This window comes from Rhizobium sp. RCC_161_2, assembly GCF_041355235.1.
Lineage (GTDB): Bacteria > Pseudomonadota > Alphaproteobacteria > Rhizobiales > Rhizobiaceae > Rhizobium.
In genome coordinates this window covers 513,284-538,572 of sequence record NZ_JBFUPL010000002.1, presented here as the reverse complement: position 1 = coordinate 538,572, position 25,289 = coordinate 513,284, and the positions used below count along the sequence as shown (strand labels likewise).

Here is a 25,289-nt window from a genome sequence, read left to right as displayed (position 1 = left end):
CCTCCGCGGGAAGACCTATGGAGCTGCCTGCCATGCGATTAAATCATCTTGATCTTCATGTTCCCGATGTCGACGCGACGAGGGACGTTCTGATATCCGCTTTCGGCCTGATCGAGGTCGAGACGCGGGGCGTAAATGGCCTTGCCATTTTGCGTGACGACGCCGGTCTAGAATTGGTCATCAGCCGTCCGATCGAGAAGTTCGGCGGAGGTGATTCGGCCTCGGTTGGACGCAATACCTATCACATCGGCTTCATATTGCCGTCGCGCGAGGCTGTGGACGAACAATTTGAGCGGGCCAAATCGGCCGGCTGCGAGATCTGGCAACCGCCTTCGGCGGTGCGAGGCGCGTGGTTATTTTACTGCTTTGCGCCGGGGCGAATTCTCATTGAGGTCGGCTGGCGCCCAGACCCAGGCGCCTAATCAAAAATATTAATGTCTGTAATGGTTTGTGATGCGATCTTCGCGTCACAAACCGGACGTTTTCAGGGGGGCGTTTTCGAGGTTTTTCGATAGGCCGGGAGGTCAGCCGAAACAGCGGTGCGATGAGAAAACGTTTGGAAAAATGGCGAATCGGAATAAACGGTCCGTTCGCCGATGATAAGCTTCATTGGCTAATTTAATCGCGATGGGTTTGGAATTCCTGTGGATTTCGGCTACAACGCTTTTTCTTGATCGATAAGGGCTGTTCTAATCATAAGTAGGAGGCACCTGCCGTTGAGGGCGCAAGGTAAATTGGGGACATGTCTGTCCGGCTTGTTATTTGTCGGATTGGCGGCGACAGGCTGCACGACTGACACGAAAACATCTTCGGCTACTCATAGTTCGACAAAATCGATCCAGCCGGCGAAGGTAACTTATAATTACACCGCCAAGGACCGCGACTGTCTGAAGCGTGTCATGTATTTTGAGTCCGAGCATTCGGACCACGATGGGTACATGGCGGTGGGCACTGTCGTGATGAACAGGCTGACCTCGGGGGCTTATGCCAATTCGATTTGCGGCGTCGTCGCGCAGGAGCGGCAATTCGCGCCGGGCGTAATGACAAGGCTGGTGCGCCCCGAGGCGGAACCGGAGCTTGATACGGCGGCCACGGCTATTCTGCGCGGAGAGCGGCATGCGGGCGTGAAGGATGCCATGTTCTTCCACACCAAAGGCCTGAAGTTCCCCTATAATAACATGCACTATGTCGCGATAGCCGGCGGGAATGCGTTCTACGAGAAGCGTGGCCGGGATGGCGAGCTGCAGACCCCGGCGCCGCTTCCGGCCTATGAGGTCGCGATGAACTACGTTTCGCCGCAAGGCATGTCGGCAACGCAATCGCCGTTCATATTGCCGGAAACGCGGCAAGTACAACAATCGCCGTCCGTCGCCACCTTTACGCCGGTGTCGAATCCGACTTTCACGCTGCAGACAGCGACGGTTGCCATCCCGGCAGAGGTTCCCATCCCGACGCCGGCTCCGATTTCGGCGCCAGTTACGCATGGGACGGCAGTCGTCGAACCGATCTCGACCATAGCGATCCCCCAGCCGCGCCCCGATTTCGCGGGGGACGGTTATTCCGGCAACTCGCTTAGAATTCGTGGCTAATAACGCCTGCAAATGCCTTTTCAGCGGCGCGTACTATCCGGGGTGATAGACGCGCCGCTCTATGGCACCAATCCCGCAATGTTGCTCAAATGCCTTTGCTTGCCGTATTGGGCAGGATCTGTACGCCGTTGATCTTGTAAGAGCCATCCGGCTGTCGGGCTATCTGATAGATTGCCGTCCAGTCCTTATCGTCGATACCCGTAATCAACACTTCCTGATAGACGACAGCGCCGTTGTCGATAGCGCGGCTTTTGCCGAAGGCATAGTTGCCGGGGTGATAGACCGGCTGGTAGCTCTTCTTCACCATCGCGAAAAAGATGTCCTTGTCCGGAAAGAGCGCCTTGATGCCCGGCGCCGCGAAAGAATAGGCCGTGGCGGCGTCATTCTGCAGGAAGGCTTCTATCTGTCCCTGGATCAGCGTCTGCGCCGTCTGCACCGGGTCTTCCGCACGCGCTTCGGGCGCAAGGATGAGACAGAGTATGACGACAAGGGATAGAGCGCGCATCGACATCTCCGGCGAATATCCCGGAGAGCATAGCGCGCTTCACGTTTTTGAAGAAGCGGCTATTGCCAGCGGCGAAACAAGGCGCTGGCATTTACGCCACCAAATCCAAAACCATTCGAGATCGCATATTCCATCGACATCGGCCGGGCAGTTGCTCCGACGAGATCGATACCTTCGGTCGCGGGATCGGCGTCCTGCAGATTGCGGTTCGGCGGCGCGATTTGGTCGCGCAGCGCCATGATCGTGAAAACAGCCTCCAGGCCGCCGGCGGCGCCGAGGAGATGGCCGGTGGCAGCCTTCGTACCGCTGACGGCAATGCCGCCATTGCGACCGAATACTGTCTTGATCGCCTCCATCTCACCGCGGTCTCCGACCGGCGTCGAGGTGGCATGGGCGTTGAGATGTTTGACTTCGCGGGGCGAAATTCGAGCCTGCGACAAAGCCGCCAGCATCGCCCGGCGTGCTCCATCGCCATCCTCTGGGCCGGCTGTCATGTGATAGGCGTCGGCTGCAGTGCCGTAGCCGACGAGTTCCGCAAGCGGCGTGGCACCGCGGGCCAGCGCATGATCCAGCGTTTCGATCACCAACATGCCAGCGCCTTCGCCCATGACGAAGCCGTCGCGGGCGGCATCGAAGGGGCGGGAAGCTTCCTCCGGCCTATTGCTGAAGCCGGTAGAGAGGGCGCGTGCCGCCGCAAAGCCGCCGAGGCTGACCTTGTCGATGCAAGCTTCCGCGCCGCCGCAGATCGCCACATCGGCCTCACCAGCTCGGATCAGTCGCGCCGCATCGCCGATTGCCTGGACGCTGGCGGCGCAGGCGGTGACCGGTGCGCCAAGCGGTCCCTTGTAACCGTAGCGGATGCTGACCTGGCCGGCTGCGAGATTGACGAGGAAAGAGGGGACAGTGAAGGGAGATAGTCGCCGTACGCCGCGCGCTTCTGCTGTCCGGACCGCATCAGCGATTGCCGGAAAACCACCAATGCCCGAGGCGATCACGGTGGCTGTGCGCTCAAGGTCGCGAAGATCGGTCGGCTGCCAGCCGGCTTGCTTCACTGCCTCTTCGGCCGCGGCCATCGCAAAGAGGATGAAACGGTCCATCTTCTTCTGGTCCTTCATCGGCACGTAGCGATCGGCGTCGAAACCGGCCTCGGAATCCTCTTCGAGGTTGGGCACGACACCGCCGACCTTGGCGGCGAGATCGTCGACCATCGTCCCCGGTAAGAGCCTAAGACCGGAATGACCTTCGATCAGTCGTTTCCAGGCTGCGCTGACGCCGACGCCGAGTGGTGAAACCAGGCCCATGCCTGTTACGACGATGCGATCCATGTCTTGCTCCTATTTAGCGTAATCAGGCGTCGAAGCCCAAGAACCATGCCTTCATGTGTTCTATCCGCTCATGGACGGCTTCATCAGCTGCTGGGCCGGGCACGAGAATCGTATCTTCGGGATGGAAGGCGCGGCCGGTCACGCGGTCGATGAGAAGCGGATCGCGATCTTTACCGGTCGCCGCATCGGCAAGCCGCATTGCGACGTCCTCGGGCGGCACATGCCGGTTGCCCCAGGTGAACAGCGCCATCAAGACAGGAAAGAAATCGCGCCCTTTGTCGGTCAGGACATATTCGTAGCGCGGCGGCCGCTCGTTGTAGAGGCGGCGTTCGAACAGGCCTTCATCGGTCAAATGCTTCAGCCGCCGCGTCAGGATATTCGGGGCGACGCCAAGATTTTTCTGGAATTCATCGAACCGTGTCAGGCCTTGGAGCGCGTCCCGCAGGATCAGAATGCTCCACCAGTCACCGACGCTTTCAAGTGCGCGGGCAGCGGGACATTTAAAGGTGCTGAAGCTGGTTCTCTGCATGGCAGAGGCGAATAGCATGAATAACTATCATGATGCAAGTTACTCAACGTGGGCCACGAGAACCATGCTGAGGACATCGCTTTGGTTTCCCGACGAACAGCGTCAAACGTGAACCGATCGCGAAATCGATTCAGAGAGCAGCTGTCGGGAAAGAATCATTGGTCGATTTTATAGGCCTTGGAGATTGATCCATCGCCCGAGCGATAGGTTCGGAAGCCCATAGCCTCATAGTAGGCGAGCCCCATCTTGTTGCCTTCGCCGATGGTCGCATCGATATTTTGCAAACCAAAAGTCTTGGCGGCCCGCAACGTCGCCTGAAATAGCGCATCAACCGATGCCCTGGCGGCCAGCACGAGGGTTGACATGGGTTCCGATGATCCCCCAGTCCTCAGATACCCCATACGGATTTCCCGCTACGGCGTAGCGTAGGGACTGGAACCCGAGAATCTGTCCTTGTTCGCCCTCTGCGACCGAGCATTCTATCCGATGTTCATGCTCGATGTACTGCGCCAGGACCAACGTGACATCGCCGGCAATCTTTCGCAGGCCCGCGTCGAAAATCTCATTCAGAACATTGCTCATACCCTGAGCATCAACGGATTTGGCGGGTCTGATGTCCATACTTGTCTCATCCTCGTAACCTGTGGACGGAACGATTCCAGGCCTACGTCCGCGACTCCGTTGGTGTGGACGGGGTCGCTTCCTCGTCGGGGATATCGTCGAAGGAAGAATAATTGAGGTTATAGAGTTTCGAATAGAGCTTGCCGTTGGCCATCAGCTCGTTGTGATTGCCGCTTTCAATCAGCTGGCCGTTTTGCAGCACAATGATGCGGTCCGCGTCGCGGATGGTAGCCAGCCGATGGGCGATCACCAGGCCGGTGCGGCCTTCTAGCAGCTTCACCAGTGCTTTCTGGATAAGCATCTCGGTGTAGCTGTCGATATTGGCCGTCGCCTCGTCGAGCACGAGGATCTTCGCGTCGGCGACCAGGGCGCGGGCGAAACTGACGAGCTGGCGCTGGCCGAGCGAAAGCCCGCCGCCGCGCTCGCCGAGTACGGTTTCGTAGCCGTCAGGCAGCCGTATGATGAACTCATGCGCACCAACCGCCTTAGCCGCCTCGACAATCTCCTCGCGCGTCGCTTCCGCCTTGTTGTAGCGGATGTTCTCCAGCACGGTGCCAGTGAAGAGGAAGGGCTCCTGCAACACCATGGCGATCTGCTGGCCTAGCGAATCCTGGGTGAGGGAGCGCACGTCATGACCGCCGACCAACACCTGGCCCTGCTGCACGTCGTAGAAACGATGGATCAGCGCCATGGAGCTCGACTTGCCCGAGCCGGTCGGCCCGATCAACGCGACAGTCTCGCCGGGATTGACCTTGAAGCTGACGTTTTTCAGCACCGGATGCTTCGGATCATAGCCGAAGACGACATCGCGGAATTCAACCGAGCCATCCATATCCGCCGACAGCACCTTGGCGTCGGGTGCATCCTTGATATCGATCGGCACGTCGAGCACGTCCGTCAGCCGCTGCCCGGAGGCCATGGCGCGCTGCATGACGGAATACTGCATCGTCAATGAGCGGATCGGATCGAAGAAGCGCTGGATATAGAACAGGAAGGCGACCATGACGCCGACATCGAGCCTGTTATTCAGCACCATCGAACCGCCGACGATGATGACGATGGCCATGGCCATGCCCGTCAGCGTGTCGACGATCGGCACCATGATCTGCGCATATCGTGCCGCCGTCAGGTGCGCCTTCAGATTGGTATGCGCCTTCTCGTCGAAAAGGTCGAAATTGACGCGCTGGCGATGCATGCCCTGGACGGCGCGCACGCCATGGATCGCCTCGGCTAGCGCGCCGCTGGTGATGGAATTGACTTCATGCGCGTTCATGAAGGCGACGCGCGCCTTCGGCAGCCAGAACAGCCGAACGATGAAGAGGATCGGCATGACCGAAAGCGTCAGCAGGCCAAGCCGGAAATCGAGCGACAGCATGACGACGATAATGCCGAAGAGCAGGGCGATGTCGCCGACGGAAAGTACTGATGTTTCAAGGAATTCCTGCATGGAGTTAACGTCGCCTTGCAGGCGCGACATCAGTCGGCCAACCTCGGTCTTGTCCATGAAGGAGAGCGATACGCGCTGTATATGCGCAAACATCGCCCGGCGAATATCGAACAGAACCTCTTCCGCGACTTCGCCGACATAGGTCTCCTGGACGTAGCTCGCCCCATAATTGACGAGGATCGCCCCGCTAAAGATCGCCAGGGCTAGCCAGAGCGCCGAGTAATTGACAGCGCCGGGCGCCATCGCATGGTCGATCGCATAGCGAATGACGAGCGGTATGACGATCTGCGACGCGGTAAAGAGAAGCACCGCCACGACAGCGATATAGACCTGGCGGCGATAGGGGCTGACGAAGGTCCAGATGCGGCCGACGATCTTGCTGTCGAAGACCTTGCCGAAGATTTCTTCCTCGACGCGATGCGAGCCGACCACGGCACGGGGAGGGCGACGTCCGTCCTCGCGCACATCGTTGCGCTCGGTTTCGATGGTTTCTGACATTGTCAGGCCTCCCTCTTCACGGCGACGACCCGGTCGGCGGACACCTTCACCTCATCATCAGGGCGCACCTGCAGATCGTAGAGCGCCTTGTATCGGCCGCCCGCGGCCAGCAACTGCTCATGGGTTCCACGTTCGACGATCTCGCCATCCTCGATGAACAGGATCTGGTCGGCATGCATCAGCGAGCTCAGCCGATGGGCGACCACGAGCGTCACACGATCGCGGGCAAAACGCTTCATGGCGCTGCGGATGCGCTGTTCGGTAGCAGCGTCGATGGCAGCGGTGGAATCGTCGAACACCATCACCGCCGGCTTCAGCATCAGCGTCCGCGCGATCGTCAAACGTTGACGCTGGCCGCCGGAAAGCGACACGCCGCGTTCGCCCACGACGGTGGTGTAGCCGGCCGGCAGGCCGAGAATGTAGTTGTGTAGTTGCGCGGATTCGGCAGCGCGCTCGATGCGGCCTTCCTTCGCCCAGGGATCGCCATAGGCGATGTTGTTCTCGATGCTGGTGGTGAACAGGAAGGAATCCTGCTGCACGACGGCGACGTTCTGGCGCAGCGATTGCAGCGTCGCCTTGTTGATGTCCTGACCGTCTATGGTGATGCGGCCGGAGGTCACGTCGTAGAAGCGCGGGATCAGATGCGCGATGGTGGATTTACCGCTGCCGGGCGGCCCGACGATGCCGATCGTCTCGCCTCGCCGTGCCTCGAAACTGATATTGTCGAGCACGGGACGGTCTTCCAGGCCAGGATAGACGAAGCTGACATTCTCGAAACGCAGTACGCCGTCGGTAACGACCAGCGGCTTGGCGTCCGGCGCGTCCTTGATGGCGATATCCAGATCGAGCAGGCCAAAGAGCCTTGAGCCGCAGGTCGACGCGCGAGCATAGGCATTGACCATCAGCCCGAGCTGGCGCACCGGCATCTGCAGGATGGTCATGAAAGTCAGGAACGAGGCAAGGGTGCCGACGCTGATCTCGCCGGCGATCACTTTGTTGCCGCCGACCCAAAGCACGAGGCCCATGGCGGCGAAAAACGAGAAGTTCATCGCGCTGGTGTTGATGACGCGAATACCGACGCGCTTGTGGGCGAGGGTGAGGGCGTTGTGCGACGCCTTGTCGAATTTCATCAGCTCGTGAGCCTGCGCGGCGAAGGCACGCACGACACGAATGCCGCTCAGATTTTCCTCCATGACACGGGTCAGCACCGACAGCCGTTCCTGTAGATCAAGCCAAGTAGCGCGCAGCCTGAGCTGCGTTACGGAGGAGCGCCAGGCGACGAAGGGCACAAAGCTCAAAGCCAGAAGCCCGAGCAGGAAATCGGTCGATAGCAGCATATAGGCGCCGACACCGATCAACACGGTGAGCAGCACCGTGCGGACGAGCGCCGTGGAGAAATACATACGCACGCCTTCGAGATCGAGCAGCCCAATCGTTATGAGATCGCCGGAGTGAACCTTGTCGTGGAAGCTGAAGGGAAGCTGCTGGAACTTCTCATAACAGGCGAGGCGCAGCTCGTAGCCCATGTGGTGGCCGACGGCTTCGCTGTAATAATTCTGCACCATGGTGAAGAGGCCGCGCAGAATGCTGACGACCAGCAGGAGCAGGGCGGTCGTCATCAGCGCACTTTCAGCGACGTGTCCAGCTACACCGCCGGCGAAGGCCGATTGTGTCTGATCCACAGCATGGCCAAGCAGGCGCGGGATCATCAACTGTAACGTTGCAGCTACAAAAGTGGCGCCTATGGCAAAGCTGGTTTGCCAGGGGTGGCGCAGCGTCATGTGCGTGATCCGCACGATGGTAGAGAGACCTCGACCCCAACCGGCCGCACTGACATGCGCCAACGAAGTCAAAGACTTCGCGGCGCTTCTTGATGAATCGCTGCTCACGCTCTTATCCAGGCATTTTTAGAACGAGGCGGGCCCGGAATCGGGTTCGGATCGCAAAGGAAACATTGATGGGACGAATGTCGCCGATTCCAATCGGTCGTTCAAGGGTTCACTTGGTCACAAGTGCTCCCCGAACGTTAGATTGCGTGTTCATAGACGTTCAATTTCGAAACTCGCGCAAACAGTTGACGACCTCGCGCAGGCCCTTTGTCAGGTGTTTGTCGCGACGCATGACCATGCCGAGCTGGCGCGCAAGTCGTGGCTTTAAGGACGATGTCGCCAGGTAATCGCTTCGATCGCGCTGCAGGGCCAACCCCGGAAGCAACGACCAGCCGAGACCCGCTGCTACCAGTTCCTTGACTGCCTCGACGCTGCCGAACTCCATCGCGGGCTTCAACCGGACTCCGGCTGCAGCGAACCATTCATCGATCGCGCGCCGCGTGTTGCCACCTTCGTAAAGCATGAGGGTCTTGTCGCTGAAGAATGCGGCCTCCGGCCCATCCCCAGGCATCAGGCTGCCCTTGGGAGCCACGGCGAGAAGCTCATCCTCGTAGAACGGCTCCACCTCAAGCGAGCGCCCGGCAGCAGGCAGAACGACCACCGCGAGATCCAGCGCATTTGCCTCCAGATCGCGAAGGATCTCGTCGGTATTGCCGATGCGGACAATGATCTCCAGCCCAGGCATGCGCTTCTTCACGGCGGCGATGGCGCGGGGCAGGAGGTGGATGGAGGCGGTGCCGCCGCTGCCGATCCGGACCCGTCCGATCGATCCCTCGCGGTAGGGCATCATCGCCTCCTGTGCCGCGGAACAGTTCTCCAGGATCCGACGCGCATGAAGCAGCAGCTCAGTGCCTGCCGGCGAGGGCAGCGCTCGCCGGCCCACACGCTCGATCAGCCGAACGCCAAGCCGCTGCTCGAGGAGTTTCACCTGCAAACTGACAGCCGGCTGCGTCAATCCCACCTTGTCGGCGGCGGCGGTGAAACTGCCGAGATCGATGACAGTGACGAATGCGGCGAGCTGATCGAGATTCAGCATCAGAAGAATTCCTTATGAATTGTATTAATTACATAAGCTTCCTTCGCGGCGAGCGCCAGTGCATTTTTGAGCCATGACCAAAGCAGCATGACGTTTCATCGGCTGCATAAAAGATCAGGAGCTTATGCGATGACAACCGACGTTGAAAACCCAATTGCGATAGGGCCGGGAAGGGACTGGAGTGGAGCAAGGAGCATTATGCGGGGGGCACTGACCGCGTTCGTTAGCCGTCTGGAGAAACGCGGGACACGGATAGATCTCGCGGAACTCTCCGACACTCAGCTTCTGGACATCGGTGTAACGCGCTCAGAGGCGAGGGCCGAGATCAAAAAATCATGGTTCTGGGGCTAGAACGGCGCTTCAGGCCCTATTGATCATAGGTGCTGATATCACCGAAGGCATAACCACCTTGTCTGAGCGCATTGATCAACGCCTTCAAGTTCTGGGTACCATCGAACTTGTCCTGAAACATCTCGTCGTGCATGAGCAGGATCATTTTGCCCGGCCGCACGAACTTGCCATAGGCAAACAGATGATCAATTTCCCCGACGAGGTGGTCGACGGACTGGACGGGTTTGCCGTCATTGCTGTGAACCCACTCGAAATCCCAGCCATAGAGGTAGAAGCCCGCTTCCGCGACGAGTTCATAGTCCAGCCACTCGCGTTGCCACTCCGCAACGTTGAGGGACAGATCCTCGCTGGAAACGCTGCGAAGCCGAAAGACATTGCGTCCCGGCAGCCGAGCGACGACCTTCGGCGTCAGATCAAGGACGCCATTGGCGCGTAGCATGTCGGCGACCACGGCGTCGGTATTTGAGTAGTAGTGTCGATAGTGATTGTTGGCATGGCTATAACTGTGGTTTCCCACAGTGACAAGCGGCAAGGCTTTGGCCTCGGCCAGCAATGCACGCCCTTGCGGATTACTCTCGACATGCTGTCCGACCATGAACATGACGGCCGGGACATTCTCCTGTTTCAGCGTGGTAAGGATGTTCTCCGTGCCGAGCAGCGGACCGTCATCGAATGTCAGATATATCGTCCGCTCCGCCGCCGACGCAGTGGAGATGCAGGCCACCAGAAAAATCCCGACCTGAAGTGACCGTTGAAATACGTTCCAAAGCAAGTGGTATCCGCCCGAAAATCTTTGCCATAAACTTGCGGGAGGTTGGCATATCAGCCTTGATAAGGAAAGCATGTGGCGCCAGGGGACCGAACGATGGCGGCGGTCTGCATAATGACTGGAGCTGGAAGCAGGTGGGTGCGTTTCATTGGCATGTCGCACCTCAAATTTGAACCCGCTCGGCAAAATACGAAAGTCACATAAGATAGATTATGGAACATATCGATCGTTGATAAGTGTTGTGTTTAGCCTCGTAATGACCTTTTAGGTGCGAGCAACGGAGAACATTCTGAGGTGGATAACGCTCACCATGGCGGCAAGTTAAGACCATATGCAATGACCGCTCGAACGAGGCAGCGCGCCCGCATTGCGCACAATCGGAAAACCATCTATACTTGAATTTCGGTTGGGGCTTTCTACTCACGATATCGACAAGGATCGCAGTCCACGACTGACAGCGATCGCTGTGGCCTTCCTGGAAGCAGGATGAATTAGCCGAGTTAGCGGCATTCTTTTCCGTGACGCAACATCCCGCAGGCCCATAGCGCGCATACCTCTGTTTCCGACGCTTCTCGTAAGACCTAGAGATCGGACGTTGTCATGCTTGGATATATCGCATTTGCAGCCGTGTTGATGATCGCGCTTGCGGCGTGGCTCTCTCGAAAACGACACATGCGCCCGCATTCGGTTGCTGAAGCTTCGGGACCTAAGATTACCATTTCACGAACCCTTGGACGCTTTCTAGAGGTGCTCAATTCGGAGAACTCGATTGACGCCCCGAATTACGTCAGGAGCCTTAGCTTGCTGAAATCGGAAAGCAAATCTGTGATCGACGAGGCGGATCGCCTTCTTGTCGAGCTTCCCGAAGACCTCTTCATGCTCCGCCATTCGATTGTCCTGTCGGTTGCGGCACTCCGTAATCCTGACGCACTCGACTTTCTAAGCAAGGTTGCCCTCAATCCCCAACCGCTTCCTCCAAAGGAACTGCCCGGTGGCGCAGGTGCGGAGTCGCCCGAACTGGAGAGAGCAATCCAAGGGACCTTGATATCCCTGGATGCTATCGACGGCATTGAAGCGCTCGCTCTGGATGGGCAGTCCGCAGCGATCGAGGCTCTCGTTCGAGCTGCCCAGGTCGAGTCTAACACGATACGGGCGGCCGCGATTACAGCCCTTGGTGCGAGAGCGGAATGGACGCAATATCACCAAAGAGCGCTGTCTGCTCTTCCCTTAGAGCTCCATCACCTCGGAAAGCTGCATCGCGCCGATGTCAGCAGGGTCACGCAAATCAGGGATCCTCGCGCGCACCTCGCGGGCAGCGAGCGCCAAAGTCCGCCTGCCCCGTCACTGCCGGAAGATCAGCGGGGTGAGTCGACAAGGCGAACTTTCGAAACTCGGGGTGCGCCCCAGATCGGCAGGAGGTAACCCATGGCAGACTGCACCTACTCGGTTCCCGACCTGATTGCGAGCGGTGACCAACTCTACGGACAACGCATCTGCAATCAGGAATTCATCGACTGGGCCTGGCATACGCACGGCTTCAACGGCGACTATTGGCAGGACGGATGGGGCTATGATGACGTCTGCAATATCCGAAAACCTCTAGCCCGTTGTCTGAGCGCCATCTGGCTGCTCAATTACTCTGCCGAAGACTACAACAACGAAGATTGGAACACAGATGCATTGCATTGGGGACCCCGTTACGTCCGCGAGCAGTTCAAATACTACGATGACTTGCGCGCGTCGTGTGGCGACGGTGACGCGAAGGCTCGCACTTCCGGTTGCCAGCAATCGCGGCAGTGGAATGAATGGCGCTGCACGAGCGGATACGACGAGACACAAAGGGAGTGCAGGTCCTGGTTCTTTCTTTTCGCATGGATTTGCCACCTTTGGGCAGAGATAAAGCGTTTCGTCTGTACGATTTGGGGATGGGTCTCGGTCGTAGGCTGCTCAATCTGGTATGGAACCTTTGGCGGTGGGCAGAATGTAACGCTCTTTCTCTCCTTCTTCTATCCACTAGACGGAACAGGCAACGCAGACGTAATCTCGCGCGCGGGAACCTTGATCCATGAAGCCCGCCATATCGGAAACCGACCACACAACGCGCAGTTTCCCGCAGGATCGATTTTTGGTGCGGGCAAGGATGGCGCGGACTCCGCCTGGGGCTACGAGGGCGCTTGGATGTACAACACCCTTTATCTGTGGTGGTTCTACGCTGCCGGAACGCGCACGAACATAGCTATGCGTCAGGCTGCAAAGCAGCGAGCTAACCTGCTTCTGACAAATGCATTCGCCACCTCGCCAGGCCTTACGGTGTCATGAGAAGCGCCAAAAATAAGTCCGTGTGTTGGCCATGTCTCCTCGGTGGAAGCGGTGTCTTGTTGCTTTTTGGCGTCTCCGTTGCATGGCTGGTCGAGTATATGCTGAAACTGACGTGATGACCCGCTATCGTCCCGAAGCGTTTAAAATCAACGCTTTCGCGATACTCACGTCCCCAACTTCACTGCCAAAACCGCACTCCTTGGAACAAAGCCCCGTATCCGAAGCACACGGGATCCCGCTTCAACCCGCCTTCACCTGTATCACCTTGGCCCCGATCTTCTCCGCCAGCACTTTTGGATCGCAGGCAAAAATACTGTCTGGCCGTCCCGCCGCGCACCAGACCTGATCGTAGCCCAGCAGGCTTTCATCGACGAAGACCGGCAGGTTGACGCGGTGGCCGATCGGGCCGACGCCGCCAATGGCGAAGCCGGTTTCGTCGCGGACGCGGTCGATGTCGGCGCGCTTCAAGCGCAGATCGTAAGTGGCTGCGATATATGCCGTATCGGCATTATGGGCGCCAGAAACGAGAAGCAGCGTCAGGCCATTGGTGTCCGCATTGACGAAGACCAGCGATTTGACGATCTGGCCGACAGCGCAGCCGGCAGCCTTTGCCGCTTCCTCGGCCGTGCGGGTCGATTGCTCCATGCGCTTGATGACGATGTCGAGGCCGAGATCGCGAGCGGCCTGCTCGACGCGCTCCAGACTTGAAAGCTTCCTGCTATCCTCGCTCATAGATCATCATCCTCTACATCGAGCTCAATACGCATCTGGTCGTAGGCCGGTTCGACATTGTCTGGCGTTTCCGCAAGTACGGTCTCGTAGTCGAGCGGTGTGTGCATATGTGTCAGGATCGCCTGCTTCGGCTGCAAGCGTTCGATCCAGGCGAGCGATTGCTCCAGCGAAAGATGGCTTGGATGCGGTCGATATTGCAAGGCGTCGATGATCAAGATGTCGAGATTTTGCACCTTCTCGACAGATTCCGCCGGGAAGTCGCTGATATCGCTGCAATAAGCAAGTTTGCCGATGCGAAAGCCAAGCGAGTGGATATCGCCATGCTGCTGCTTGTGCGGCCAGAATCTGATCGGACCGCCCGGCCCTTCGACCGTGAAGCTACTCTCCAGGCTTTCGATGATGACCGGCCTGACGATCGGCGGATAGCTGCTGCCCGGCGGCGTTTCCAGGCAATAGCCGAAGCCTTCGCGGATACGGTCCATGGTCGGCTGATCCGCATAGATCGGAATGCGTTCATGGGCATTGTGGAAGAAGCCGCGCAGATCGTCGAGGCCGTGAATATGATCGGCATGGGCATGCGTATAGAGCACGGCTTCGATCGAGCCGACGCCGGCGCGGATCATCTGTTCGCGAAAATCCGGGCCTGTGTCGATGACGACGGTGGTCACGCCGCCGTCGGGCGCGATCTGCTCGACCATGAAGGCCGAGCGCGTGCGTCGGTTTTTGGAATTCTTCGGGTCGCAAGCGCCCCAATCGCCTGTGATGCGCGGTACGCCCGGCGACGACGAACAGCCCAAGATGGTGAAGCGCCGCCGGTGTGTCACGCCGTCAGACCCTCGTCATCCGGGAGAAGCAGCGGAATGCGTTCTCGGTGGTGATCGCTGAGACGTCGTCCATGCTGACGCCGATCGTGTCGGCCAGCACCTCGGCGGTGTTGACGACATAGGACGGTTCGTTGCGCTTGCCGCGCCAGCGTTTCGGCGCGAGATACGGCGCGTCGGTCTCGATCAGCAGCCGGTCGTGCGGGATCGTCTTGGCGATGTCGCGCAGCTCTTCGGATTTCGGGAAGGTCAGAATACCGGAAAACGAGATATAGCCGCCGAGTTCGACGCCGGTACGGGCGAGGGCCGGGCCGGCGGAGAAGCAATGCAGGATGAAGGGGAAGGCCCCCTTCCCTGTTTCCTCCGTCAGGATCGCGGCCATGTCCTCGTCGGCGCTACGGCTGTGAATGACCAATGGCAGCTGCGTTTCGCGGGCCGCCGCAATATGGCGCAGGAAGCCGGTCTTCTGATCTTCAGGCTTCACCGTGTCGTAGAAATAATCGAGGCCCGCCTCGCCGATCGCGACGATCTTCTCGTGCTGGTTTGCCAGCCGCACGAGATCCTCGGTCTGGATGTCCAGTTCCTGATCGGCGCTGTTTGGATGCGTGCCGACCGAGCAGAAAACGGACGCATACCGCTCGGTGATCGCAAGCAATCCGTCGAGCTTTCGGACCTTGGTCGAGATGGTGACCATCTGCTTGACGCCGACCTCGTGGGCGCGCGCGACGATTAAGTCACGCTCTTCCGCGAAATCGGCGAAATCCAGATGGCAATGCGTATCGATCAGCATAACAAACCTTATTCGACTGTCGGCGCCACATAGCGCGGAAAGATCGGCTTCGGCGCCTCCAGAGGCGTTCCGGGGACAAGATGGCCAGCTTCGCCAAGGGCGGCGAAGTCGCGCTTATCTGAGGGAATGGCGATCAGATCCAGCAACTTGGTCGAGGAGTCCGGCATGAACGGCTGCAGCAGAATGCCGATCTGGCGCACGACATCGGCGGTGACGTAGAGCACGGTCGCCATGCGGGCCGGATCGGTCTTCTTCAGCGCCCAGGGCTCCTGGCCGGCGAAATAACGGTCGCTTTCGGAGACGACGGCGATGATCGAGGCCAGTGCACGGTGAAGCGCCTGCTTGCCCATATCTTCGCGCGTGGAGGCCAGCAGCGCATCGGCTTGTGCCAGAAGCGCCTTGTCCTCTTCCGTCAGCTCTCCGCATTCCGGGATCTTGCCATCGCAATTCTTGACGATCATCGACAGCGAGCGGCTGGCGAGATTGCCGATGCCGTTGGCGAGATCGGAATTGATGCGCGTGCCGATCGCCTCTTCGCTGTAGCTGCCGTCCTGACCGAAGGAAACTTCGCGCAGGAAGAAATAGCGCACCTGGTCGAGGCCGAAATGGTTCACCAGATTGACCGGATCGACGACGTTGCCGAGCGATTTCGACATCTTCTCGCCCTTGTTGAGCAGGAAGCCATGGGCAAAGACGCGCTTCGGCAGCGGCAACTTCGCCGACATCAGGAAAGCCGGCCAATAGACGGCGTGGAAGCGGATGATGTCCTTGCCGATGATGTGCACATCGGCCGGCCAATATTTCGCCCGCGGATTGTTCCGGTCCTCGATATAGCCGGTCGCCGTGATGTAGTTGGTCAGCGCGTCGACCCAGACATACATGACATGCGCCGGATCGTTCGGCACCTTGATGCCCCAGTCGAACGTCGTGCGCGAGATCGACAGATCCTTCAGGCCCGATTTCACGAAGGAGATTACCTCGTTGCGGCGCTCGGCTGGGCCGATGAAGTCGGGGTTTTCCTCGTAGAGCTTCAGCAGGCGATCCTGGTATTCCGAGAGCTTGAAGAAATAGCTCTCCTCCTGCACCCATTCGACCGGCGTGCCTTGTGGCCCATAGCGCACGCCGTCGGCGCGCAGTTCCGTCTCGTTTTCCTGGTAATAGGCTTCGTCGCGCACCGAATACCAGCCCGCATAGGAATCCTTGTAGATATCGCCGGCATCGGCCATCAGGTTCCAGATGTTCCGCGAGGTCTCGTGGTGGCGTTCTTCCGTCGTGCGGATATAATCGTCGTTCGACGAATTGAGCAGCTTGCCCATCGCCTGGAACTCGGCCGAATTGCGGTCGGCAAGCTCCTGCGGAGACAGGCCCTCGTTGCGCGCCGTCTGCTGCATCTTCTGGCCGTGTTCGTCCGTACCTGTCAGGAAGAAAACGTCGCGCCCGTCCAGCCGCTGGAAACGTGCCATGGCGTCGGTGGCAATCAGCTCATAGGCATGGCCGATATGCGGCTTGCCGTTGGGATAGGCGATCGCGGTGGTGATGTAGAACGGGGTCTTTTCGGTCATATCAGGCAATGGTCCGCTTTACGGTTTCATCATTGTTATTCTTGCTCATGCTCGCTTTAGCGCATGTTTGCAGGGAGCGAAACACCAAGTTTCGCGCCTGCAGCATTCCCTGGCTCCGAACGTGCTTTGCTTGACAGGGTCCCGACCCGGCTTTACCCCTGCGAAAAACCGAAGGGCAGGACAGAAATCATCGTGAATTCCATTTTCATTTTTGGCAGCCTGTTCAACGGCTCGAAAAGGCCGTGGTTTTGAGTTTTCCAGCCTGGTACCAACCCCTCTATTCCTTTTCCGGTTTCTTCGTTGGCATGCTGGTGGGCATTACCGGCGTTGGCGGCGGATCGTTGATGACGCCCTTGCTCGTGCTGCTGTTCGGCGTGCATCCGGCCACGGCCGTCGGAACCGATCTCCTCTATGCCGCGATCACCAAGACGGCTGGAACGGCCGTGCACGGCATGCATGGGCGGGTGAACTGGAGAGTGGTCGGTCTGCTCGCCTCGGGCAGTGTTCCGGCTGCTCTTGCGATGTTGTGGCTGATGGCTGGCGTCAATCGCGAGAGCCCGGAGGTTGCGCATGCAATCACCCTGTCGCTCGGCTGTCTTCTACTGCTGACGGCGCTGATGCTGCTCTGTCGTGGCCAGGTGTTGAACGCCATGCGCAAATGGCGAGGCGAGCGCGGAGTTTTGACGCCGCGCACCATTGCTCTGCTGACGCTCATCTTGGGCCTCGTACTGGGTACGCTCGTCACCATGACGTCTGTCGGCGCCGGTGCGCTCGGCGTCACCGTGCTTCTGGTGCTCTATCCGCAGCTCGATGTCCGCGAGATCGTCGGCTCCGATATTGTCCATGCCGTGCCGCTGACCCTGATCGGCGGCATGGGCTATTGGTTTATCGGCGAGATCAATTGGACGATGCTGTTTGCGCTGCTGCTTGGCTCTATCCCCGGCATCGTCGCCGGCAGCCTGCTTGCGCCACGCCTGCATGAGCGGCTGATCCGTATCGTCCTCGCTGTCACTTTGATGGTCGTCGCCGTGAAGCTGATCTTCCCTTAATAGGAAAGCCGCTGCTTGAGCTCGCCGAGGACGGTGATGATCGTCTGCTTGCGGTCGAGATTGTAAGCCTGTGAGACGGTGAGGCGCTCAGTGACCTCGGCATAGAGGCGGGCGAGCTTTTCCGCGACGGTAAGATGCCCCTCCAGCGCGGCCGCCCTCGCCCGGGCCATGATATCGTCGCCGATATGGGAAACGAAGAAGCCGAAGATCGTTTCGCTCTCCTTGGCCGACAGCGCATCGGCGAGGCGGTGCATCGCTCGGCGCGCGGCGGGGCCTTCCGCTGAAATCACCTGCTCATAGGCCGCAACGATTTCACCCCCACCATAATTCAGCACCTTCAGCGCCTCGTTGACGCTCCCCTTGGCTGCCGCCAGCAGTTCAGCGCCCTGCCCTGCTGACAAGCCAATGCCAAGATGCCCAAGCGCCTTGCTCAAGGCATCATCGCTGAGCGACGCCAGTTTCAGCGGCAGGCAGCGCGAACGGATGGTTGGCAAAAGCTTGCCCGGCGCGTGCGACAGCACCAGGAAAAGCGCCCGCTTTGGCGGCTCCTCGAGGATCTTCAGGATGGCGTTGGCGGCATTCCGATTGAGATCATCGGCGGGGTCGATGATGACGACGCGCCAGTTGCCGGTGCCGGAGGTCTGCGAAAAGAATTTGCCGGCGCGGCGTACCTCGTCGACGGTGATCGCCGATTTCACCTTGCCGGTCTTCTCGTCGACCGGGCGGGCAAGGTGCAGCAGATTGTGCGAGGCGCCACCGGAAATCTGCCGGCTGACGGCGGACGCTGGATCCGGATCGCTGATCGTCTCGGGTGCCGTGGCGGGATCCGGATGCGAGAGCACATGGTTGGCGAAGCGGAAAGCGAGCGTCGCCTTGCCGATGCCCTCCGGACCTTCGATCAGCACGGCATGGTGGCCCTTGCCGGACCGATAGGACTGCGCCAGAAAGGCCTCGGCCTCCTCATGGCCGAAAAGACGAGTGTTATCTTGCGGAGGGATTGCTCCGTCCAGAACGCCGGGCCGATCTTCGCTCATTGCGCCACTTCCGGCCTGGCGGTTTGCAGCTCGCTTGCCGGGCTCAGCCGCTTTTCGACAATCGCGGCGATCTCATCGGCAATGGCGTCCTCACCGCGTTGCGCGTCGACGACATGGCAGCGGTCCGGATCGCGTGCGGCGATATCGAGAAAGGCTTCGCGGCGTTTCTCATGGGTCTGCAATTCTTCCTTTTCGAAACGGTCTGGCGCGGCATCGGCCGACGCACGCTTGCGGGCGCGTTCCAGGCCCAGTTCGGCGGGAATGTCGAGGATCAGCGTGCAGTCCGGCACGACACCGTTGACGGCCACCCGTTGCAGGGCTTCGATGAAATCCGGTTCCAGATTGCCCGTGATTCCCTGATAGACACGGGAAGAATCCATGAAGCGGTCGCAGAGCACGATCGTGCCACGCGCAAGCGCCGGGCGGATGATCTCCTCGACATGATCGTTGCGGGCCGCGGCAAAGAGGATGGCTTCCATGCGTGTTCCGAACATCTCCGCCGCCCCCGAGAGCAGCACATGCCGCACCGCTTCGGCTCCCGGCGAACCGCCCGGCTCGCGCGTCACCAGCACATCATGGCCAAGCCCGCGCAACCACGTCGCCAGACGGCGAATCTGGGTCGATTTTCCGGCCCCTTCCCCGCCCTCGAAGCTCACGAACAGTCCGGTTGCATCAGCCAATGATCATGTCCTGCACTTGTTTTGCGTTCTTTTGCCGCTGAGCCATATGCGTTCTGTTTAACCCAAGACGCAGCCGGGTGAAACCACCAGCTCGGACATTCTATATAGGCTGTGAACAGGGATTTCGCGAGGCAGGAAGCAATCAGGTCGGTGTCGGCGTATCCCAGAGCCAGGAGAAGAGCAGCGTCTCCGTCAACTCCATGAGCGCATCGAAAGCGCGGCGGCTGAGCGTTCCCTGCGCGACCGGATCCTTCGTATAGAGCGGCAGTTCGCGCAACAGCCGTGCACCGGAAAAGACGCGAAGCGTTCCCGCTTCGTAGCCGGCGGCGACGGGTGCGGTCAGGGGCCAACGGTAGACGATGCGGGCCGAGAGGCGATCGGGGTTGTCGTTGGCCACATAGATATCGACCGGCATCTTGGCGAGCAGCCCGACTGTGGATTGTGCCCCGCCGTAGACGCTGGCATTGCCGATCACTTCGCCGTCGGCGAAGAGGCGCTGGCTTTTGAAGTTGCTGAGGCCCCATTCCAGCACGCGGCGGCTTTCCTCGGTGCGTTCCTTGTCCGTCTTCAACCCGCCGAGCGCCAGGAACAGGCGCTTGCCGTCGCGCTGGATGGAGGCGACGATCGAATAGCCTTCGCCGTCCGCAAAGCCGAGTCCGAGGCCATCGACGCCGATGTTCAGTGGCAGCAGAGGATTGCGATTGCGCTGAAAGATCTTGTTCCAGGTGAAATCCGGTTGGCTGAGATACTTATAGAAATCGGGATAATTCTGCTGCAGGTCCTGCGCCAGTGTCACCAGCTCGCGCGTGGAGATTTTGCCGCCGCCATTCGGATCGTCCGCATCCGGCAAGCCGGTGGAATTGGTGAACACAGCCCGCGGCATGCCGATCTCGCGCGCACGTGCCGTCATGCGTCTGGCGAATTCCTTTTCGCTGATCGAAATCCCCTCGGCAAGGACGATGCAGCTATCATTGGCCTGCTGCACTGCTATGCCCTGGATCAGATCGCCAACGCGCACGCGTGATTTCAGCGCGGCGAACATGGTCGAGGTGCGCGACGGCGCCCCGCCGGTGCGCCAGGCATTTTCGGAGACGGGATATTCGGTGTCGAGCGTGATCTCCCCCCGCTTCAGCGCATCGAAGATGACATCCAGCGTCATCAGCTTGGCAAGGGACGCCGGAGAAATCGGTTGATCCGCGTTCTTGGCAAGCAGGATCGTGCCGGTCGAGGCTTCCACCATGAAGGCCTGGGTGGCCTTGGTATCGAAAGTGGGAGGCGGTGCCTGTTGTGCCATCGCCGGCAGACATCCAATTCCGACAAGGAAGAAAAACGCGGCGGTAAAGCGTCTTAGCATGTCGGCTCCCCAATGCGACCACGCCCGAGCATATTAGCCAGGGGTGAAGATTCAGGCAATCACGCCGATCAATCGACTTGTGTCTGACCTTGATGCTGGCGGTGATAGGCGGAGAGGATCGATTCCTGCGTCAACCCGTCATTGCGGACCATGACCGCATCGAAAGCGAGGTTGACGTAGACCGTCTTGACCGGCGCATCCTGATAGGCGGCAACCGTGGAGGCGAGCGACGGCGTGGCGAGGCTGGCCATGCCCGGCGAAAAATCCGGACGCTCATAGGGGATGGGGCCAATCATGGGCAGGACGACAAGCGTCGGCTCGACAGGATCGACGGACGGCGCGGCGCCGCCGTTCCAGGTCATCGGCGGCGGATTGTTGTGCTTGCCGACATTGGAATTCGTCGGCGTGGAGCCGGCAAAGGCGACAGCAGAATTCGGCGAGGATCGCGGTATCGGCGCCAGCGCCGGCGTGGTCTCGAAGCTGCGCTGCTGGCGGCTCTTGCGGGCGTAGCTATCGGACTCAGGCAATTGATCGGCGGTCATCGCACCGTTCGAGGCAACCATCACGCCCGTTGCGATCTGGCCGCCGGGATTGATGCTTGGGATGCGCGATCCCTTGGGGATGTAGGAGGCCATCAGATAGGGCTCGTCATGGCCGTCCATGCGGGCGCGGCCGACATACTGCACGCGCACATCGCCGGTGCCGCTGTGCTGAAGATCGAGGAGCTGCGCCGTCTTGTTGGAAAGGTCGATGATGCGGCCGGGATGATAAGGTCCGCGATCGTTGACGCGTACAATGATCGAGGAGCCGGTCTCGACATTGGTTACGCGCGCATAGCTCGGCAGCGGAAAAGTCGGATGCGCGGCGGTCAGCGCCTGCTGGTCATAGACTTCGCCATTGGCGGTCAGGCGGCCATGGAAGGCCGAGCCATACCAGGAGGCAATACCTGTCTTGTTATAGGCATAATCTTCCTTGGGGTAATACCACTTGCCCTTGACCTGATAGGGATTGCCGACAAGGAACCGGCCGCCGCCTTTCGGAACCGGCCCGTTGGCGACGACCCGTGGGCTCGCCTTGACGCCATATTCCTTCTCGGAAAAATATTCCTTGCCGTGCTGACGCTTCGTTGCAACCTGCTGCGAGGTTCCGCAAGCGGTGACGGTGGCGCACATCAAAGAGAGAGCAAACCAACGCATACCTGTCGCGTATGTCATCGCACGATTATCGAATTTCATCTGTCCCACGCCGCTTAACAAATTACCAGGACCGAGGCATGCACTGGCATATCCCTCATGCCGATATCTGCTACGCCCCAATCACCTAACGGTACTTTAATCATGATTGCATGTTGTCGAATTTGCGTTCCGAATTGAGCGGATACGGATAATTCCGAATGTTATGGTTAATGAATTATTAAAATAAAAGCTAGCCTGTGGCCCCTGGCGCGACGCCGAACAGCGCCGCACGCCCCTCTCGCAGATCGAATGTGAGGACAAGGATCAAGATCGGAGTGGTCTAATCGATCGTTGCCGTGGGAGCCCGACGGAGTGCTTGGCCGCGAATTTCGTAAACTTCCCTGGAGCCGCGATATCGCCGGGATGGCGGGCCTTACAAGGGTTAGTTGATTGCTTTTGCTCAAACAATGATCCAAGTTTGCACCGTTAGTCTGACGTTACATACCCCCAACCCACGTCAGGCAACGGAGGAAAACATCATGCGATTTGTGAGAACCTTCACGGCTGCGGCCATCGTTGCTTTGATCGGCGCGAACGCGATGGCGCAGACAGCGACCCCGTCGACAACAACGACCGCGCCGGCCACCACCACGACCACCACGGCGCCGGCGGCCACCACGAAATCGACCGCAACCACGACCAAGCAGAAAGCCGCAAAGCCTGCTCAAACAGAGGTTTCAAAGGCCTGCTCCGCACAGGCCGATGCAAAGGGCCTGCATGGAAAGGAACGTTCCAAGTTCCGCAGCCAGTGCAAGAAAAACGGCGGCAAGGTATAAGCCAGCCTGACACCGAGGCTGCGGCGTAAACACCGCCGCAGCCCTTGCCAGCCCTGCTCTCGGCTCTGGGCTATGGACATTGTCAAGCCGAGGTCGGTCGGGTAAAGAATGCCCGCATCAACCATTTCATCGTGTGGAGCATCGGCATGGGAGCCGCCAAGTCGTCAGATAAGTAGGCCGCAACAACGCATTTCGTTGTTGCGGCGTTCTGTCGAACCTGACCCAGCCAGTTGCTGACAAGCAGACGCCGCCGGATATTTCTCATTCGAGCGGATATAATCTCATGACTACCAACCGCCCCATCTGGGGCTATACGCTGCCGGCAGCCCTTCTGCTGATGGCGCCCTTCGACATTCTCGCCTCCCTGGCGATGGATATCTATCTTCCCGTCGTTCCGGCGATGCCCGGGCTCCTCGGCACAAGTCCATTCGTGATCCAGCTCACGCTCAGCCTCTACATGATGATGCTCGGCGTCGGGCAGGTCCTGTTCGGGCCGATATCCGATCGCATCGGACGTCGCCCGATATTGCTTACCGGCGCGTTCCTTTTCGCGATCGCCTCGTTGGGCGCGGCTTCGTCATCGACCGCCATTCCCTTCGTCACGTTCCGCCTGCTAGAGGCCGTCGGCGCCTCGGCCGCGCTCGTTGCGACTTTCGCCACGGTCCGGGACGTCTATGCGGACCGCCCCGAAGGCGTTGTCATCTATGGCCTGTTCAGTTCGATCATGGCCTTCGTGCCGGCGCTGGGGCCTATTGTGGGAGCGCTGATTGCGGATCATTTCGGTTGGCGAGCCATCTTCATCGTCCTGGCGGCATTGTCGGTGCCGGCCGGACTGAATGCCGCGTTCCGATGGCGTGAGACGAGACCCGAGAGCCAGACAACGCAGCGCCGATCGGTAATGCCGATCTTTTCCAGCCTGCCGTTCTGGACCTACACCTTGGCCTTCAGCGCCGCCATGGGCACCTTCTTCGTGTTCTTCTCGACGGCGCCGCGCGTCCTCATCGATCGGGCCGGTTATTCCGAGATCCGGTTCAGCATCACCTTCGCGACCGTCGCGGTCGTCATGATCGTGGTGACCCGGTTCGCCAAGGCGTTTGTCGCGCGATGGGGCATTGCTGGAAGCGCGGCGCGTGGCATGGGCTTGCTATTATGCGGCGCTATTCTCCTCAGCCTGGGCGAAGTCCTCGGCTCGCCATCCTTCGCGAGCTTCATCGTGCCAATGTGGGTCATGGCAGCCGGCATCGTCCTGACCGCATCGGTCTCGGCGAACGGCGCGCTCGCCGGCTTCAACGACATCGCCGGATCGGCTGTCGCCTTCTATTTCTGCATCCAGAGCCTGATCGTCGGGACAGTGGGAACCCTGGCAACGACCATGCTGGGCGGAGACACCGCCTGGCCGCTGATCGGCTACGCGGCCATGATGGCGGCGCTGGTATCGGCTGGTCTCGCACTGCTCCAATTACGAGATCAATCTTCAAAGCAGTGAGGTTTGTCGGGCGGCTGCGAGGCTGCCCAATGAGAGGCCGGAGCCTTCGCGCCGGCCTCGTCATACATGCCACTTTGTTCGTGGTGAAAATTACCTATAATATTGATATTATTAAATAAAACAAGAGAACCCGACCGATGGACACCAAGATCAGTGAAGCAGCTGCGCCACCATAAGTGCCACCGTGATTGCGCCGGCGCATACCGTCAAAGCAGTCAAAATCGAAGTCGACATCAATCCGCACCTCAAAGCTCTTTGCCTCAAACCTGAACGTTGGAGGCTAACTACAGGAGCGAGTGAGGAATGTCGCGTGACAGCTGGCGTGACATGGTGAGAAGTCGCCTCGGATTGCGGCCGAGAGCCTATCATGTCTCATGTCGTCGGGAAAAAGAACGGCCACGTGATCTCGTGGCAGCAGCGTGACGTCAATCGGCCGCCCGACCCCGCCCTAAAGTTGACGGCAGTCGCGTTCTTCGGTGGTGTCTACAGGATCGGCGGTGACAATCAAGTGGGATCTCGTGGGTGAAGGTACTCAAATTGCGCGATTTGGATGCAGTATGTGAATGGGTGTAAGCCCGCTTAACTGTTCTCTCGACCTCACGAATAAGTTGTATTTCGACTCGCCGCCCGCACGCATACCACCACATAAAGGAGACAAAGGATGGAAACGGTTTTGACCGGCCGACTTCGCTCGGCCTTTTTGAAAGGATTTTGGCAGTGCGTGAGAAGATCGAAAATCTTATTGAGCAATTGATTGAACTGCTGGACCGTTTCGATGGTGATCCGGATATTGAACTCGACCCTGCCGAAGACGGAATAGCGGACTGGGACGGCCTATTGGAGCAACTTGGCAATCACGGCACGTTTGCGGAGGTAATATGAACCCGGCCAT

Annotated in this window: 24 protein-coding genes and 1 pseudogene; 9 read left to right on the top strand and 16 right to left on the bottom strand. The window is 59.3% G+C overall.

Going from position 1 to position 25,289, the window contains the following annotated elements:
- The first annotated feature begins 32 nt into the window (after positions 1-32).
- Complete coding sequence (locus tag AB6803_RS06745; RefSeq protein ID WP_371108348.1) at positions 33-422, top strand: VOC family protein; 390 nt, start codon at positions 33-35, stop codon at positions 420-422.
- A 294-nt stretch (positions 423-716) separates the two neighbouring features.
- Entirely contained in the window at positions 717-1,589 is an 873-nt protein-coding gene (locus tag AB6803_RS06740; RefSeq protein WP_371108152.1) for a cell wall hydrolase, read from the top strand.
- 85 nt (positions 1,590-1,674) lie between these two features.
- Here the strand turns inward: AB6803_RS06740 and AB6803_RS06735 are convergent, their stop codons facing one another.
- The 7 genes and pseudogenes from AB6803_RS06735 to AB6803_RS06705 form a co-directional block, all read right to left on the bottom strand.
- Complete coding sequence (locus AB6803_RS06735) at positions 1,675-2,094, bottom strand: DUF4864 domain-containing protein (protein WP_371108151.1); 420 nt, start codon at positions 2,092-2,094, stop codon at positions 1,675-1,677.
- A gap of 59 nt (positions 2,095-2,153) precedes the next feature.
- On the bottom strand, positions 2,154-3,419 hold the full coding sequence (fabF, locus tag AB6803_RS06730) for a beta-ketoacyl-ACP synthase II (RefSeq protein WP_371108150.1): 1,266 nt from the start codon (positions 3,417-3,419) through the stop codon (positions 2,154-2,156).
- A 22-nt stretch (positions 3,420-3,441) separates the two neighbouring features.
- The gene (locus tag AB6803_RS06725) at positions 3,442-3,948 is read right to left on the bottom strand and encodes a helix-turn-helix domain-containing protein (RefSeq protein ID WP_065695696.1); all 507 of its coding nucleotides are present in this window, start codon (positions 3,946-3,948) and stop codon (positions 3,442-3,444) included.
- A gap of 155 nt (positions 3,949-4,103) precedes the next feature.
- Positions 4,104-4,569: pseudogene (locus AB6803_RS06720) on the bottom strand (N-acetyltransferase family protein).
- 43 nt (positions 4,570-4,612) lie between these two features.
- Positions 4,613-6,514, bottom strand: coding sequence for an ABC transporter ATP-binding protein (locus AB6803_RS06715; protein WP_371108149.1), 1,902 nt, complete (start codon positions 6,512-6,514; stop codon positions 4,613-4,615).
- 2 nt (positions 6,515-6,516) lie between these two features.
- Entirely contained in the window at positions 6,517-8,295 is a 1,779-nt protein-coding gene (locus AB6803_RS06710) for an ABC transporter ATP-binding protein (RefSeq protein WP_371108148.1), read from the bottom strand.
- A gap of 268 nt (positions 8,296-8,563) precedes the next feature.
- Entirely contained in the window at positions 8,564-9,439 is an 876-nt protein-coding gene (locus AB6803_RS06705) for a LysR family transcriptional regulator (RefSeq protein ID WP_371108147.1), read from the bottom strand.
- 87 nt (positions 9,440-9,526) lie between these two features.
- Between AB6803_RS06705 and AB6803_RS06700 the strand changes: the two genes are divergently transcribed.
- On the top strand, positions 9,527-9,790 hold the full coding sequence (locus AB6803_RS06700; protein WP_371108146.1) for a DUF1127 domain-containing protein: 264 nt from the start codon (positions 9,527-9,529) through the stop codon (positions 9,788-9,790).
- Between the two features lie 16 nt (positions 9,791-9,806).
- Here the strand turns inward: AB6803_RS06700 and AB6803_RS06695 are convergent, their stop codons facing one another.
- A complete protein-coding gene (locus AB6803_RS06695) occupies positions 9,807-10,514 on the bottom strand; it encodes a polysaccharide deacetylase family protein (protein ID WP_371108145.1) in 708 nt (235 codons plus the stop codon).
- Between the two features lie 645 nt (positions 10,515-11,159).
- Here AB6803_RS06695 and AB6803_RS06690 point away from each other — a divergent pair.
- Both AB6803_RS06690 and AB6803_RS06685 read left to right on the top strand, forming a co-directional pair.
- Positions 11,160-11,981, top strand: coding sequence for a hypothetical protein (locus AB6803_RS06690; protein ID WP_371108144.1), 822 nt, complete (start codon positions 11,160-11,162; stop codon positions 11,979-11,981).
- Positions 11,982-11,984: 3 nt separating this feature from the next.
- A complete protein-coding gene (locus AB6803_RS06685) occupies positions 11,985-12,878 on the top strand; it encodes a hypothetical protein (RefSeq protein WP_371108143.1) in 894 nt (297 codons plus the stop codon).
- 240 nt (positions 12,879-13,118) lie between these two features.
- Here the strand turns inward: AB6803_RS06685 and AB6803_RS06680 are convergent, their stop codons facing one another.
- The 4 genes from AB6803_RS06680 to metG are packed head-to-tail and all read right to left on the bottom strand — an operon-like array spanning position 13,119 to position 16,783.
- Positions 13,119-13,610: a YbaK/EbsC family protein gene (locus AB6803_RS06680; RefSeq protein ID WP_371108142.1), complete on the bottom strand. Its 492-nt coding sequence runs from the start codon at positions 13,608-13,610 to the stop codon at positions 13,119-13,121.
- Positions 13,607-14,434, bottom strand: coding sequence for an MBL fold metallo-hydrolase (locus AB6803_RS06675; RefSeq protein ID WP_371108141.1), 828 nt, complete (start codon positions 14,432-14,434; stop codon positions 13,607-13,609). The genes AB6803_RS06680 and AB6803_RS06675 overlap by 4 nt, the downstream gene beginning before the upstream one ends.
- Before the next feature lie 4 nt (positions 14,435-14,438).
- On the bottom strand, positions 14,439-15,221 hold the full coding sequence (locus AB6803_RS06670) for a TatD family hydrolase (protein WP_371108140.1): 783 nt from the start codon (positions 15,219-15,221) through the stop codon (positions 14,439-14,441).
- Positions 15,222-15,229: 8 nt separating this feature from the next.
- Positions 15,230-16,783 carry a methionine--tRNA ligase gene (gene metG / locus AB6803_RS06665; RefSeq protein WP_371108139.1) on the bottom strand — a complete coding sequence of 518 codons (1,554 nt, stop codon included), beginning with the start codon at positions 16,781-16,783 and terminating at the stop codon, positions 15,230-15,232.
- Positions 16,784-17,031: 248 nt separating this feature from the next.
- Here metG and AB6803_RS06660 point away from each other — a divergent pair, with 248 nt between their 5' ends.
- Positions 17,032-17,832 (top strand): sulfite exporter TauE/SafE family protein, encoded by an 801-nt coding sequence (locus tag AB6803_RS06660; protein ID WP_371108347.1) that lies wholly within the window; start codon positions 17,032-17,034, stop codon positions 17,830-17,832.
- Here AB6803_RS06660 and AB6803_RS06655 read toward each other — a convergent pair.
- The 4 genes from AB6803_RS06655 to AB6803_RS06640 all read right to left on the bottom strand — a co-directional run bounded on the left by AB6803_RS06655 (position 17,829) and on the right by AB6803_RS06640 (position 22,135).
- Positions 17,829-18,866 carry a DNA polymerase III subunit delta' gene (locus tag AB6803_RS06655; protein WP_371108138.1) on the bottom strand — a complete coding sequence of 346 codons (1,038 nt, stop codon included), beginning with the start codon at positions 18,864-18,866 and terminating at the stop codon, positions 17,829-17,831. The genes AB6803_RS06660 and AB6803_RS06655 overlap by 4 nt on opposite strands.
- Positions 18,863-19,546, bottom strand: a complete 684-nt coding sequence (gene tmk, locus AB6803_RS06650) for a dTMP kinase (RefSeq protein ID WP_371108137.1) — start codon at positions 19,544-19,546, stop codon at positions 18,863-18,865. Before tmk ends, AB6803_RS06655 begins: the two co-directional genes overlap by 4 nt.
- A 142-nt stretch (positions 19,547-19,688) precedes the next feature.
- Entirely contained in the window at positions 19,689-20,840 is a 1,152-nt protein-coding gene (locus AB6803_RS06645; protein WP_371108346.1) for a D-alanyl-D-alanine carboxypeptidase family protein, read from the bottom strand.
- A gap of 128 nt (positions 20,841-20,968) precedes the next feature.
- Positions 20,969-22,135 (bottom strand): septal ring lytic transglycosylase RlpA family protein, encoded by a 1,167-nt coding sequence (locus AB6803_RS06640; RefSeq protein ID WP_371108136.1) that lies wholly within the window; start codon positions 22,133-22,135, stop codon positions 20,969-20,971.
- 479 nt (positions 22,136-22,614) lie between these two features.
- On the opposite strand from AB6803_RS06640, the gene AB6803_RS06635 reads away from it, so the two are divergent.
- From AB6803_RS06635 to AB6803_RS06625, 3 genes are all read left to right on the top strand, one after another.
- The gene (locus tag AB6803_RS06635; RefSeq protein WP_371108135.1) at positions 22,615-22,911 is read left to right on the top strand and encodes a PsiF family protein; all 297 of its coding nucleotides are present in this window, start codon (positions 22,615-22,617) and stop codon (positions 22,909-22,911) included.
- 283 nt (positions 22,912-23,194) lie between these two features.
- Positions 23,195-24,397 (top strand): CmlA/FloR family chloramphenicol efflux MFS transporter, encoded by a 1,203-nt coding sequence (cml, locus tag AB6803_RS06630; RefSeq protein ID WP_371108134.1) that lies wholly within the window; start codon positions 23,195-23,197, stop codon positions 24,395-24,397.
- A gap of 717 nt (positions 24,398-25,114) precedes the next feature.
- A complete protein-coding gene (locus AB6803_RS06625; protein ID WP_371108133.1) occupies positions 25,115-25,279 on the top strand; it encodes a hypothetical protein in 165 nt (54 codons plus the stop codon).
- Positions 25,280-25,289: the final 10 nt, after the last annotated feature.

Coding starts and splice junctions, on each gene's coding strand:
- AB6803_RS06745 (WP_371108348.1), top strand. CDS start 33: ATGCGATTAAATCATCTTGATCTTCATGTTCCCGATGTCGACGCGACG.
- AB6803_RS06735 (WP_371108151.1), bottom strand. CDS start 2,094: ATGCGCGCTCTATCCCTTGTCGTCATACTCTGTCTCATCCTTGCGCCC.
- fabF (WP_371108150.1), bottom strand. CDS start 3,419: ATGGATCGCATCGTCGTAACAGGCATGGGCCTGGTTTCACCACTCGGC.
- AB6803_RS06725 (WP_065695696.1), bottom strand. CDS start 3,948: ATGCAGAGAACCAGCTTCAGCACCTTTAAATGTCCCGCTGCCCGCGCA.
- AB6803_RS06715 (WP_371108149.1), bottom strand. CDS start 6,514: ATGTCAGAAACCATCGAAACCGAGCGCAACGATGTGCGCGAGGACGGA.
- AB6803_RS06710 (WP_371108148.1), bottom strand. CDS start 8,295: ATGACGCTGCGCCACCCCTGGCAAACCAGCTTTGCCATAGGCGCCACT.
- AB6803_RS06705 (WP_371108147.1), bottom strand. CDS start 9,439: ATGCTGAATCTCGATCAGCTCGCCGCATTCGTCACTGTCATCGATCTC.
- AB6803_RS06700 (WP_371108146.1), top strand. CDS start 9,527: ATGACGTTTCATCGGCTGCATAAAAGATCAGGAGCTTATGCGATGACA.
- AB6803_RS06690 (WP_371108144.1), top strand. CDS start 11,160: ATGCTTGGATATATCGCATTTGCAGCCGTGTTGATGATCGCGCTTGCG.
- AB6803_RS06685 (WP_371108143.1), top strand. CDS start 11,985: ATGGCAGACTGCACCTACTCGGTTCCCGACCTGATTGCGAGCGGTGAC.
- AB6803_RS06680 (WP_371108142.1), bottom strand. CDS start 13,610: ATGAGCGAGGATAGCAGGAAGCTTTCAAGTCTGGAGCGCGTCGAGCAG.
- AB6803_RS06670 (WP_371108140.1), bottom strand. CDS start 15,221: ATGCTGATCGATACGCATTGCCATCTGGATTTCGCCGATTTCGCGGAA.
- metG (WP_371108139.1), bottom strand. CDS start 16,783: ATGACCGAAAAGACCCCGTTCTACATCACCACCGCGATCGCCTATCCC.
- AB6803_RS06655 (WP_371108138.1), bottom strand. CDS start 18,866: ATGAGCGAAGATCGGCCCGGCGTTCTGGACGGAGCAATCCCTCCGCAA.
- AB6803_RS06645 (WP_371108346.1), bottom strand. CDS start 20,840: ATGGCACAACAGGCACCGCCTCCCACTTTCGATACCAAGGCCACCCAG.
- AB6803_RS06640 (WP_371108136.1), bottom strand. CDS start 22,135: ATGAAATTCGATAATCGTGCGATGACATACGCGACAGGTATGCGTTGG.
- AB6803_RS06635 (WP_371108135.1), top strand. CDS start 22,615: ATGCGATTTGTGAGAACCTTCACGGCTGCGGCCATCGTTGCTTTGATC.
- cml (WP_371108134.1), top strand. CDS start 23,195: ATGACTACCAACCGCCCCATCTGGGGCTATACGCTGCCGGCAGCCCTT.